Source organism: Alteromonas sp. D210916BOD_24 (assembly GCF_047159385.1).
Classification (GTDB): Bacteria; Pseudomonadota; Gammaproteobacteria; order Enterobacterales; family Alteromonadaceae; genus Alteromonas.
In genome coordinates this window covers 2,958,450-2,971,163 of record NZ_AP038333.1, presented here as the reverse complement: position 1 = coordinate 2,971,163, position 12,714 = coordinate 2,958,450, and the positions used below count along the sequence as shown (strand labels likewise).

13 protein-coding genes are annotated in these 12,714 nt (G+C 44.7%); 6 read left to right on the top strand and 7 right to left on the bottom strand.

Features of this window, described 5'->3' with window-relative positions; all coding sequences use genetic code 11:
- Positions 1-150: 150 nt before the first annotated feature.
- Positions 151-657 carry a hypothetical protein gene (locus ACMCM8_RS12980; RefSeq protein WP_412723040.1) on the top strand — a complete coding sequence of 169 codons (507 nt, stop codon included), beginning with the start codon at positions 151-153 and terminating at the stop codon, positions 655-657.
- Entirely contained in the window at positions 657-863 is a 207-nt protein-coding gene (locus tag ACMCM8_RS12975; protein ID WP_412723039.1) for a helix-turn-helix domain-containing protein, read from the top strand. The genes ACMCM8_RS12980 and ACMCM8_RS12975 overlap by 1 nt, the downstream gene beginning before the upstream one ends.
- Before the next feature lie 46 nt (positions 864-909).
- On the opposite strand, the gene glnG is transcribed toward ACMCM8_RS12975, so the two are convergent.
- The 4 genes from glnG to glnA form a co-directional block, all read right to left on the bottom strand.
- A complete protein-coding gene (gene glnG, locus ACMCM8_RS12970) occupies positions 910-2,319 on the bottom strand; it encodes a nitrogen regulation protein NR(I) (protein ID WP_412723038.1) in 1,410 nt (469 codons plus the stop codon).
- Entirely contained in the window at positions 2,309-3,394 is a 1,086-nt protein-coding gene (glnL, locus tag ACMCM8_RS12965; RefSeq protein ID WP_412723037.1) for a nitrogen regulation protein NR(II), read from the bottom strand. The genes glnG and glnL overlap by 11 nt, the downstream gene beginning before the upstream one ends.
- 130 nt (positions 3,395-3,524) lie before the next feature.
- Complete coding sequence (locus ACMCM8_RS12960; protein WP_412723036.1) at positions 3,525-4,175, bottom strand: DUF4124 domain-containing protein; 651 nt, start codon at positions 4,173-4,175, stop codon at positions 3,525-3,527.
- A 105-nt stretch (positions 4,176-4,280) separates the two neighbouring features.
- Entirely contained in the window at positions 4,281-5,690 is a 1,410-nt protein-coding gene (glnA, locus tag ACMCM8_RS12955; RefSeq protein WP_412723035.1) for a glutamate--ammonia ligase, read from the bottom strand.
- A gap of 455 nt (positions 5,691-6,145) precedes the next feature.
- On the opposite strand from glnA, the gene typA reads away from it, so the two are divergent.
- From typA to ACMCM8_RS12940, 3 genes are all read left to right on the top strand, one after another.
- On the top strand, positions 6,146-7,978 hold the full coding sequence (gene typA, locus ACMCM8_RS12950; RefSeq protein ID WP_412723034.1) for a translational GTPase TypA: 1,833 nt from the start codon (positions 6,146-6,148) through the stop codon (positions 7,976-7,978).
- 191 nt (positions 7,979-8,169) lie between these two features.
- Complete coding sequence (locus ACMCM8_RS12945; RefSeq protein WP_412723033.1) at positions 8,170-8,559, top strand: response regulator; 390 nt, start codon at positions 8,170-8,172, stop codon at positions 8,557-8,559.
- A gap of 137 nt (positions 8,560-8,696) precedes the next feature.
- Positions 8,697-9,848 carry a MalY/PatB family protein gene (locus tag ACMCM8_RS12940; RefSeq protein WP_412723032.1) on the top strand — a complete coding sequence of 384 codons (1,152 nt, stop codon included), beginning with the start codon at positions 8,697-8,699 and terminating at the stop codon, positions 9,846-9,848.
- Positions 9,849-9,892: 44 nt separating this feature from the next.
- Here ACMCM8_RS12940 and ACMCM8_RS12935 read toward each other — a convergent pair whose 3' ends face one another.
- Positions 9,893-11,089 carry an Nramp family divalent metal transporter gene (locus ACMCM8_RS12935; protein ID WP_412723031.1) on the bottom strand — a complete coding sequence of 399 codons (1,197 nt, stop codon included), beginning with the start codon at positions 11,087-11,089 and terminating at the stop codon, positions 9,893-9,895.
- A gap of 149 nt (positions 11,090-11,238) precedes the next feature.
- Here ACMCM8_RS12935 and ACMCM8_RS12930 point away from each other — a divergent pair, with 149 nt between their 5' ends.
- Positions 11,239-11,910, top strand: coding sequence for a UPF0149 family protein (locus ACMCM8_RS12930; RefSeq protein WP_412723030.1), 672 nt, complete (start codon positions 11,239-11,241; stop codon positions 11,908-11,910).
- Positions 11,911-11,936: 26 nt separating this feature from the next.
- Here the strand turns inward: ACMCM8_RS12930 and ACMCM8_RS12925 are convergent, their stop codons facing one another.
- The gene (locus ACMCM8_RS12925) at positions 11,937-12,119 is read right to left on the bottom strand and encodes a hypothetical protein (protein WP_412723029.1); all 183 of its coding nucleotides are present in this window, start codon (positions 12,117-12,119) and stop codon (positions 11,937-11,939) included.
- 165 nt (positions 12,120-12,284) lie between these two features.
- Positions 12,285-12,713, bottom strand: a complete 429-nt coding sequence (gene hemJ / locus ACMCM8_RS12920) for a protoporphyrinogen oxidase HemJ (RefSeq protein WP_412723028.1) — start codon at positions 12,711-12,713, stop codon at positions 12,285-12,287.
- Position 12,714 lies beyond the last annotated feature (1 nt).

Here is a 12,714-nt window from a genome sequence, read left to right as displayed (position 1 = left end):
GACGTTTTTATTAAGTGTAAAAGAAAGTAATTATTGTTTTGCAATAATTTTTATGTGTTTTGTAATAAAATATTTCTGTCTGGCGAGGTTTTTTGTTATGTTGATTGCGGTGCCGTACACTGATCGAAAAAAGGACAAGAAGAGCGCGCAATGCAATCTATAGAAAATCTAAAAAGGGTTAGTCACTATACGCGAATGATGCTGTTTGCTGTTGTAGGTATTGTTCTCACTATTGCCATCTATGGCTTTGTGTCACAAGGGCAGTGGTGGGTGACCTTTGGAGGCAATCAGTTTGATGCCTTGTGGCATCAATACAAAGAGTCTCAGTTCTTACTAGCAACCGTTTTCTCTCCTTTAGTTGGATGCTGGTTGCTTGGATTCTATTTTCTTCAGCGTCTTTTACTTGCGTTGAGCCGAGGGCTTTTTTATGCAAAAAAGACACTTATTTACTTAAGATACGTAACTTGGATTACGGTTTTTTATGTTTGTTATAATATGGCACTGATGCCCTTGGCGACTTACCTAGTAGTGCCGAATAGGTCAATAGATATAAGTCTTAACCCCATGACTTTAATTATAGTGCTGTGCTTACCTGTGCTAGTTCACTTATTTAGCGCTGCCGCAGAATTAGATAAAGAAAGCAAAGAGATTGTGTGATGCCTGTTCTTGTTAACCTTGACGTTATGATGGCGAAGCGCAAAATTCGCTCTAAAGATCTGGCACAGAAAATTGGAATAACTGAGGCAAACTTGTCGTTATTGAAAAGCGGCAAAGTTAAAGGCGTTCGGTTCACAACATTAGAAGCAATTTGTCACCATTTACAGTGCCAACCTGGCGACATATTGGTGTATGAAGATGGCTAAGGGAAATTGAAAGGGCACGCAAATGCCCTTTTTGGCTTTTTATGCGTTAATTTACACCTAACTCCTTAAGTTTACGGGTTAGCGTGTTCCGTCCCCATCCCAGTCTTTTGGCTGCATCTTGTTTATGTCCGTGGGTGTGGTGGAGTGCACGCTCCAACATGACCCGCTCAAAGGTCAGCATGGCATCGTTTAGAATATTGTGATGCCCTTCACGCAATTGCTTGTCTGTCCATGCGGCGAGCAAATCAGGCCATTCGCCGGCTTCTGCACTGGGTTTTTCAATGGCACTGTCGCTGTGTATTTCTGGTGGTAAATCACTCGGTAATACTTCCTGGCCGCTTGCCATGACAGTTAGCCAACGACAGACGTTTTCAAGTTGTCTGACATTTCCTGGCCATGGCAACTGAGACATTAAGCGTTCAGCATCTTTTGAGATACTCTTTGCTTCTACATCTAACTCTTTTGCAGCCCTTCTCAAGAAATGCCGCGTGAGTAATGGGATGTCCTCTCGTCGCTCGGCCAGCGAAGGCAGGTGAACGCGTATGACGTTTAATCGATGAAACAAGTCTTCGCGGAACTTACCCTGTGCCACCCGTTGTTCTAAGTTTTGGTGGGTAGCCGCAATAATTCTCACATCTACACTGACAGATTGATGACCGCCTACGCGATAAAACTGACCGTCGGCCAACACCCGAAGCAGGCGCGTCTGTACGTCTAATGGCATATCGCCTATTTCATCGAGAAACAGTGTGCCACCATCGGCTTGCTCAAACCGGCCCTGTCGTGCTGCCTGTGCGCCAGTAAATGCACCTTTCTCGTGGCCAAACAACTCTGACTCGACCAAATCAGCGGGAATTGCTGCCATGTTTAGGGCGATAAAGGGCTTGGCTGCGCGAGGACTGTGTCGATGAAGCGCATGGGCGACCAACTCTTTACCAGTCCCTGATTGACCATTAATAAGTACGCTGATTGAAGAACGAGACAACCTGCCTATCGCGCGAAACACTTCTTGCATAGCTGGCGCTTCGCCGATAATTTCTGTCACGGTATCGTCTTGTTGTACTTTCGAAGAAGTGGATTGTTCCCTAGCATGAGCTATAGCCCGCTGGGTTAGCGTTACGGCCTCGTCAACGTCAAACGGTTTAGGCAGATATTCAAAGGCGCCCTTTTGGTATGCATTAACTGCACTGTCTAAGTCGCTGTGTGCAGTCATTATGATAACCGGTAACATAGGGTGAGCATTATGCACTTCATTTAAGAGTGCCATGCCATCCATTTGCGGCATTCTTATATCGGAAATAATCACTTCCGGCGCTTGGCCGCTTTGCAGTTGAAGCAATAAATCTTCAGGATTTTCGAAACTTAGACAGCTAATGTCAGCTGCCTGAAGGGCTTTTTGCAGTACCCAGCGGATGGAACTGTCATCATCGACGATCCACACAGACTCATTTGTCATCGTCTGTCTCCTTGCGATCTATTGGAATGTAAATTACGAATTCGGTGTGTCCCGGGTAGCTATCGACATCGATTTTGCCCCCATGATGGTTAATTAATGTTTGTGAAATGGATAACCCTAGCCCTGAACCATTTTGTTTGCTGGTTACCATGGGGTAAAACAGTGTGTCTTTCAGTTCTGCTGGAATACCGGGACCATTATCGATGATTTTGATTTTGGCCACGAGTGCATGACGCTTGGTTTGAATTGTCATCTGCCGCTCAATTCGCGTCACCAGTCTGATTTGTGGGTGCGGCGTCTTACTCTCGTTTAACGCTTGCACACTATTTCTCACTATATTCAAAACAGCTTGTTGGATCATATCCGGATCGATAAGTAGTTGGGGAATACTTGGGTCATAGTCACGCACAATGGTAATGGGGTTATCAGAGTCCACCCGCATAAGACTTCTTACTTTTTCGAGGGCTTGGTGAACATTACTCCACTCAAAGCGCGGTAAAGAGTTCGGTCCCAGTAATCGATCGACCAAATTTCTCAAGCGATCTGATTGCTCAATAATCATTTGAGTAAATTCTTTGTGTTCTTCGCTCAACTCTTTTTCTAATAGTTGAGCAGCGCCGCGTATGCCCCCCAACGGGTTTTTAATTTCGTGAGCTAAACCCCGAACTAATTCACGGGCAGCATAATGCTGCGCATTTTGTAAATTCTCTCGGGAAATGCGTTTTTGCTGATCAATTTTTTTTACTTCAAACAGAAGCCGTGGACCATCTTCAAGATGAAGATTAGTGACGGTTAAATCGGCAGAAACATAGCGGTTATCGCGAAAGGCAAGTTTGATTTCATTCTCGGTAAAGTCTTCGCCTTTTCTGATCGCTGCTTTTAGCCGTGTGACTTCTATAGTGCCGGGCAAAAAGAAATCTTGGAGAGGGTGTCCAATGAGTTGCTTTAAGCCAGTTTCAAACAGTGCTTCACCTGCATGGTTGGCATAAACGATAACCAGTTTATTATTTACCATTACCAGCGCGGTATTAAGACTGTTGAGCAGTTGTTGTGTCTCTAACTCGGTAGAATGCATCCGAGCCTGTCTCCTTTGCACCATAATTGTGCATTGTAGCGTGCAATTCTCGTTTGTGCGATGTCAGTTTCATCACAGTACTTCATTTTGAACCGCTGTGGTGCGCTATAAGCCCACACTTTGCACGCTATTAGTTATTGATTAACACCGATGCCTGATGAAGGTAAAGGGTTTGTAGTGGAGACGATGCAAGAGTCTTGCCCGTATTATTGGTAATTTCAACTTTAAAATTATGTGCGCCGCGATGAATACCTTTTAGCTGAAAGACGCCAGAATTATTTTGTGAAATTGGTGTTCCATCAAATACCAATCGATAGGTCGGCGCCTTGTCGGGAGCGGGCTGATAAGCCGATATGGTCAACTCGCCACTATTATTGCGAATTGTCGCTTCGGGAGCTGGGCTGGCTATGGCAACCTGATATTTGGGCGAAGGGGTTGCAGGAGATAGTGTTATTTTGGGTGGGGGAGGCGCACTCACCACATTCTGTGTTTTACCGTCAAACGCAACGGCCTTAGCTTGTTCCACTGCTTTATCGGTATACGTCACTGTACCATCCACGCCAATAATTTTATAAATGGTTTTGTCTTTACTGGCCTGCTTTCTCATTGGAGGTGATGAGGGCAAAGTCTCAGCAAAGGGTGTTTCATCTTGTGTGGAATGCTCGTTAAGTGTTAATGCGGATTGATCTTGGGGTAGGGCATGGACAACATATCCCGCGTGAAACAAAACGAAGACAGCGACTAACATTAACAATGGGCGGTGATAAATGGCTTTGATCACACTAATACACCTTGATTAGGATCATTACTTAATACTAGTTAAACCACGGACATAAAAAAAGCCCGCTAAGCGGGCTTTAGTATGAAGTATTATACACAGATAAGCTTATACGCTGTAGTACATGTCGAACTCAACTGGGTGAGTTGTCATGTTAAGCTTAGTTACTTCTTCAGACTTAAGATCGATATAAGCATCAATCATGTCGTCAGTCATAACACCGCCGGCTTTAAGGAAGTCACGGTCGTTATCTAGTGCTTCTAACGCCATCTCTAGTGAGCTAGCAACCGTTGGGATTTCTGCAGCTTCTTCTGCTGGTAGGTCGTACAAGTCTTTGTCCATCGCATCGCCAGGATGGATCTTGTTCTTAATACCGTCAATACCGGCCATAAGCATGGCTGTAAATGCCAAGTATGGGTTAGCCGTTGGGTCAGGGAAACGTACTTCGATACGACGTGCTTTATCGCTCGTTACGTGCGGGATACGGATAGACGCAGAACGGTTGCGTGCAGAGTATGCAAGCATTACCGGTGCTTCGAATCCTGGCACAAGACGCTTATATGAGTTAGTAGAAGCGTTAGCAAATGCGTTAATCGCACGGGCGTGCTTAATAATACCGCCAATGTAGTATAGTGCTTCTTCAGAAAGACCCGCGTATTTGTCACCTGCGAAGATGTTCACGCCATCTTTAGAAATAGATTGGTGACAGTGCATACCAGAACCATTGTCGCCAACAAGCGGCTTAGGCATAAAGGTAGCAGTTTGACCGTATGCATGGGCTACATTGTGAATAACGTACTTGTAAATTTGAATTTCGTCGGCTTTTTTCACAAGCGTATTGAATTGGCATGCAATTTCGTTTTGACCTGCTGTTGCCACTTCATGGTGGTGCGCTTCAATAACTAAGCCCATCTCTTCCATAACAAGGCACATTGCTGCGCGAATGTCATGTGCAGAATCAACTGGAGGAACTGGGAAGTAACCGCCTTTAACGCCCGGACGGTGAGCCATGTTGCCGCCTTCAAATTCTTCACCTGAATTCCACTTGGCTTCTGAAGAGTCAATCTTGTAGAAAGAACCAGCCATATCAGTATGGAATTTAACGTCATCAAATAAGAAAAACTCTGGCTCAGGACCGAAGAACACTGTGTCTCCGATACCTGTAGACTTAAGGAACTCTTCAGCACGGCGGGCAACAGAACGCGGGTCACGCTCGTAGCCTTCCATTGTTGAAGGTTCAACGATGTCACAGCGAATGTTTACTTGGGTTTCTTCGGCAAAAGGGTCTACAACACAGGTGCTTGCGTCTGGAAGAAGAACCATGTCTGATTCGTTGATACCTTTCCAACCAGCAATTGAAGAGCCGTCGAACATTTTTCCTTCTTCGAAGAATTCTTCATCGACTAGGCCCGCAGGGATAGATACGTGTTGTTCTTTACCTTTTGTGTCGGTAAAACGTAAATCTACAAACTTCGCTTCACTTTCTTTAATCAGCTCTAATGCCTTTTCTACTGACATCGTGTCCTCCAGGTTTAATGTAAAAATGCGGAATGATCATCTTCATCCCAACAGTGGAAAAAGTGAAAGCGATTATCATGCCATCTATATGCCTAGCGAATTTGGTGGCGTACAAAGGCAGAGATCACTTCCCATTACATTTTTGTGCACCAATGCAGTGCATTGTTGCACTGTTATGGTGTTTTTGGTGTCGATTTACGCCTTCTAGCCTAGATTACTTTCTAGACAGATGCCACTTTATAAGATCAATTCGGTGCAAAGGTCACACTGGGTGACTTGATATCAAGAGGAATTAAAATAAAACGCAATTCCATCAAAAAAAGGTGCGCAAACGTCGAGGTTTTTCTGTACAATCCGCGCAAATTTTTCTATCTGCATTTTTTTGCAACAAATCTAATGCATACTCATTCGATTCGTTTTGAGTCGGCATCGATTTACACAGGCTCTATATAAGCATGAATACCACTGATATTAGTAAATTGCGTAACATCGCAATCATTGCCCACGTTGACCACGGTAAAACCACCCTGGTAGACAAACTGTTACAGCAGTCTGGCACCCTTGAATCTCGAGGTGAGCAAGAAGAGCGCGTAATGGACTCGAACGACATCGAGAAAGAACGTGGCATCACCATCCTAGCTAAGAACACGGCGATTAACTGGAACGACTACCGTATTAACATTGTAGATACTCCAGGACACGCTGACTTCGGTGGTGAAGTAGAGCGTGTAATGTCAATGGCTGACTCTGTTCTTCTACTTGTAGATGCGCAGGAAGGCCCAATGCCACAAACGCGTTTCGTTACGCAAAAGGCATTTGCTCAAGGTCTTAAGCCAATTGTTGTTATCAACAAAATTGACAAGCCTGGCGCGCGTCCTGATTGGGTTATGGATCAAGTTTTCGATCTCTTCGACAACCTAGGTGCAACTGACGAACAGCTTGACTTCCAAGTGGTTTACGCGTCTGCACTTAACGGTTGGGCATCATTAGATGCAGATACTAAAGAAGACGATATGACGGCGTTGTTCCAAACTATCGTTGACCAAGTATCAGCTCCTGATGCCGATATCGACGGCGCATTCCAAATGCAGATCTCTCAGCTAGATTACAACTCATATGTAGGTGTAATCGGTGTAGGTCGTGTTAAGCGTGGTTCTGTGAAGCCTAACCAACAAGTAACTGTGGTTACTGCTGATGGTAAAAAGCGCAACGGTAAAGTAGGTTTGGTTTACGGTTACCTTGGACTTGCGCGTCACGAAGTTGAATCAGCTCACGCGGGTGACATCATTGCAATCACAGGTCTTGGTGAACTTAAGATCTCTGACACAATCTGTGACGTGAATACAGTAGAAGCACTTCCTCCATTAACGGTTGATGAACCAACCGTAACCATGACGTTCCAGGTAAATACGTCACCGTTTGCGGGTAAAGAAGGTAAATACGTCACTTCACGTAACATTCTAGAGCGTCTTAAAGACGAATTGGTACACAACGTTGCACTTCGTGTAGAAGAAACACAAGATCCGGACAAATTCCGCGTATCTGGCCGTGGTGAACTTCACCTAGGTATTCTTATCGAGAACATGCGTCGTGAAGGTTACGAGCTTGCAGTATCACGTCCAGAAGTAATTCTGAAAGAAGTAGACGGTGCAACACAAGAACCTTACGAAACGTTAACCATTGACTGTGAAGAACAGCACCAAGGTTCTATTATGGAGCAGCTTGGTCTGCGTAAAGCTGAAATGACGGATATGTCTCCAGACGGTAAAGGTCGTGTACGTATCGACTTTGTCATTCCAAGCCGTGGTCTAATTGGTTTCCAAACTGAATTTATGACGATGACGTCTGGTTCTGGTTTGCTATACCACACGTTCGATCACTACGGTCCGTACAAAGGTGGTATCATTGGTAAGCGTAAGAACGGTGTACTTATCGCTAACGCAAACGGTAAAGCATTGACTAACGCGTTGTTTAACCTTCAAGAACGTGGTCGCCTATTTATCGGTCACGGTGTAGAAGTGTACGAAGGTATGGTTATTGGTATTCACAGCCGTGACAACGACCTGACTGTAAACGCTCTTAAAGGCAAGCAGCTTACTAACGTTCGTGCATCGGGTACTGACGAAGCGCAAACACTGGTTCCACCAATCAGAATGTCACTTGAGCAAGCGCTTGAGTTCATCGATGATGACGAGCTAGTAGAAGTAACACCAGAGTCAATCCGTATTCGTAAGAAACTGCTTACTGAAAACGAACGTAAGCGTGCGTCACGCGCACCTAAGTCTTGATAGACCGTATTAAATTAAATCTTAAAATGCCCGCTGAATGCGGGCATTTTTTTTAACTTTTTCGACCAAAGGTTAGTGGTTAAATTTTTCTTAAGCCCCTATTCTTGAAATAGTGTTAAAAAAGGCTTACTCATGTCACTTTTACTGTGTGTGCTTAAGCGACAATCAAGAAGAAGTTGAGGGGAAGTGTTGTGTTTTCTGTAGCTGTTGTTGAAGATGATGCCATCACCTTAGATCTCATCACCGAAGCATTAGAGACACATCTCGATGCGACGGTATATACTTTTACTCGTAGTAAGTTTGCGAGAGACTATCTACTTCAACAAACCTCTGAAACCTTAAGCTTAATTATAAGCGACCAGGTGATGCCAGACTACGATGGCTTGAGTTTGCTAAAGACCTGTCACTCAAACGGCTTGGACGTTCCTTTTTTGCTGATTACGGCGGATCCCAATAAAGAAGTGGTAATGGAGGCAAGAAAGCTTGGTGTTGCAGGCTTTTTAGCTAAGCCGTTGAGCATGCAAGAACTGGTTCAAAAATCAAAAGCAGCGGTGCACAACAAAAATGGTGCCGCTGGATAAACGCTGCTCAGATCTAAAAAATCGCATTTGTGCAGCCAAATAGTCACGTGAATGCGCAGAAATCTCCATTACCCCCTAGTTTCTCGTGCACTAAGCTTCTAAACTGGTGCCATAATTGAGCAGTAATGGAATGTAATGTGAGCGCTTTATTCGATTCGACACCTTCTAGAAAAGATACGTTTTCCTTCAAGTGGCAAAAGTACAAAGGTACTGACATCATACCTGCTTGGGTGGCAGATACGGAATTTCGCTGTGCTCAACCTATTTTGGATGCTATTAAGGGGCAGGCAGAGCACGGCAATCTGGGATATATCTTGCCTGCACACCATCAGGGAGCAATCAATGCAGTAGTACGGTGGCTGAACGATAAACACAATTGGCACATTGAGCCGGAGTGGTTGGTGTGGACACCGGGCGTAGTGCCTGCATTTAATGTCGCGTGTAAAGCCTATTGTCAACCGGGTGATAAAGTACTCATTCAAACCCCAAACTATCCACCACTGCTTGCGGCACCCAAATTAAATGGTTTGGAAAGAGTCGATATCGGCACTGTCATAGAAACCGACCCGACTACGAAAAAATCGCGATATACACTGGATTTTGATGCGCTTGAGCAAGAAGCTGCCGATCCCAGATGCAAACTGTTTATCCTGTGTAATCCAATGAACCCGGTAGGTTCTGTGCTCAGTGAAAAGGAGCTGGATCGCATAGCTGATATATGTCAAAAACATCAGGTAATTCTCTGCTCTGACGAGATTCACTGTGACCTTATCTTGGATGAAGGCAAAACCCATATTCCCGCAGGACGCCAACAAAATTTAGCAGAAAACAGCATAACCCTGATGGCAGCCAGTAAGACGTTTAATATTGCTGGCTTGGGGACTTCTTTTGCAATCATTCCTAATCGCCAGTTGCGTCAGGCGTTTACAAGTGCCGCAGCAGGCATAGTGCCTTGGGTGACAGTTGTGGGGTTGGCCGCCACTCAAGCAGCATTTACTCAGTGTGATGACTGGCATCAAGCAGAGCTTGAATACTTAAGAGTAAATCGTGATTGCGTATACCAGTCAATTAATGCGATTGACGGGTTAAGCATGTTAAAACCAGATGCGACGTTCTTAGCCTGGGTAGATGCCAGTGGTCTGGGTGTGGACAATGTGCAGGCATGGGCAGAACAGAAAGGGGTGGGGCCCTCACCGGGCGCCGATTTCCACAAAGCGGATCATTTTAGGATTAACTTTGGATGTAGCCGAACTATGTTGGACGAGATATTAACCAGACTTGCGCGGTGATGGAAACAGGCCCTGTTTATGGGCCTTGTTTAATGCAACGGTGTTTAACTGAACATATTAACTAGTTTGTAAAGCCCTAAGCCAATTACCGTGCCCACCACAATGACACCGGCGGTATTACTTTTCCAGTTGTTTTTAAAGTTACCCAAGGCGGCACTTTTATTCATTACTACCAATAAGAAAATAGCAATAATTGGTAACAGCAACGCATTGGTGGCTTGGGCAAATATAATGGCCGGTAAAGGTTTAAAACCCCATGCCGCGACACTGACTCCAATGAGAATAATTACCAACCATACCAGCTTAAACCCCGTGCTTTTCATATCATCACTCAGTCCCAGAGCGCCTGTTAGCGCGTAAGCGGCCGCCAGAGGTGCGGTAATTGCACTGGTTAAGCCTGCAGCAAACAAGCCCAAAGCAAAAAACCATTGCGCTTTATCTCCTAACACGGGCTTTAACTGCTCGCCCATATTGCTAGCATCCAAAGTGGCAGCCTGATTGAAAAATGCCATCATGGCTGTCGCCATAATGACAAGTGTAATCAAGCCTCCCATACTTATGGCTCTTGCGGATTGACGTCGACATGCTACTACGGCCTGTTGCTTATCGTGCTGATAGGATGATTTAGCCACAAGGCTCGCGTGCAAAAATAAGTTGTAGGGAACAATCGTCGTACCAATGAGTGCAAGCACAGTAGTGATGGCGTCGGTATCAAGACGTGGGGTAAGCAGTTGAGCGAACATGAGAGGGATATCGGGTTTGGCGACCAAAAGTGTTACAAAAAACACCCCTGCCATAGTGAAAACCAGATAGACCAATACCGTTTCTATCCATTTGTAGCTGCCTGTCCATAACAATGCGACCGCCAATACACCCAATAAAAACGCCCAAGGGCCAATGCCGAGCTGAACAAAGGCGTTGAGACCAATAGCGGCTCCTGTTAAATTTCCCGACTCGTAGGCCGCATTCCCTATACCTATAGCACTAACAATCAGTAGTATAAATAAGTTTTTTAACCAGGGCTGGTGCGTCATACTTTTCATTGCCGTAGCAAGACCTTGGCCACTTGCCACCCCAAGTCGAGCGGCCATATCTTGCAAAACAATGGTAGCGAACACTGAAAAAAGCAGTGCCCATACTAGATGAAAGCCGAAGTTTGCGCCTGCTAAACTGGCTGTGGTTACTGTTCCCGGGCCGATAAAGGCTGCGGCGATAATATATCCTGATTTATCTTTTGCCATGACAATGACTCTTGGTTTAGTTTTGCTATCATGACAATAGGTCGGCGAGCACGCAACAGTCTCGCTAAACCAATCATTATCATATTGGTTTTAAGCACCAAAGATCAGCAGCCCCTAAACAGAACACAAATTAAAATAGGACGGTGGTAGTGAGTGAAGGTTTACCCATTGAAATCATTACTAACTTAGTAGAACAGGACACATTTAAAAGTGTGCTACCCAGCGCACCGCACGTGGATGGAATGATTTTCGCGGTAGCAGCCGCGCCTGAGATCCCTATGCCTGAGCAGTGGATGCCTTGGTTAATACAAGATAGTGGTAGTCGGTTGATCGATAGCGATGTGGATAGATTAGCGGATGAACTAATGAATGGTTTGCGCGTGCACCTATCCCTTATGCGAGAGGAGCGTTGCCCTCTACCACAAGCCATTTTGTCTTTGTCAAATACCGAAAATGGCCATCGACCGTCACGTGAGTTAGTCGATTGGCTTACTGGTTTACTACAAGTGCATAAACAACTCGAGCCAGTGTGGCAAAACGCATGGAAGTATCTGGACAGGATCAGCGATAGTTCGCAAAGTAAAACTGGGGAAGAGCTTCCTGAGATACGTCTGTCTCGGTGTTTAAAGTTGTTTACTACCTTGGCAAATGTAGATTTGGCTTTGAAATATAGAAACGACCAGCAGAAAGAGCAGCTGGATAACAGCATACCGTTATTAGTTCGTCAGGTGCCATTAATGCTTGATGAATACACACGCTTAGCTGGAGAGCTGGCTGGAGCATTGCCTAACCAATTTGAGACCTTTGTTAAATCCCCCTGAATGATTTGCTGCGAAAGCTAACCTTATCACCGTTTAATATGTCGCTTAAGTAACGTGTGCTTGAGCAAAGAGGTATAGCTATCGAGCTCCAATTTCGCTTTTTCATATTGCGCATTTAAGCTCATTGAACCTGGGTCTCGCATAAGAGCATTAAACGCCAAGTCTGTTTGCTTAATGAGGTGTTTTAAATGCTTGTTTGAGTCGTCCATGTTGTCGTGTTCCTTTAACACATCAGTAGTCCAGTGAAATGAGTCAACTGTATAACGGCACTGCGTTTAGTCGCGCTCACTAGCCAAGGCAGGTGCAACACTGGCTCCTTGAGTGTTGTCCATACCTGCCGTTTAAAACTTTTTGATAGCCAAAAAATGCTTCGACTACAAAGGTTTGACTACTGCTAGACAAACTATGGCGAGTATCAATAAAACAGGCGCTTCATTCAAAATGCGATAAAAACGGGGGGAATGTCGGTTTTCATCTCGTGCAAATTGTTTTAATAACTTAAACAGATAGAAGTGATAGCCATAAATCGCAAGCAATAGCAGTAGTTTAATATGTAGCCACCCTGACATTTTAAACCATGTTCCACCATAACTTACAATAAGCGCTACGCCGAAAACCAGAGTTAATAAGGCGAATGGCGTGACAAAGAACCAAAGTCTCCGTTCCATAATTTTAAATTCATCTCTAACTACTTGAGATTGCGCAGACGCGTGATACACAAATAATCTCGGTAAATAGAAGAGACCTGCCATCCAAGCCAGCATAAAAAAAATGTGAAGGGCTTTAAACCATAAGATGTACATA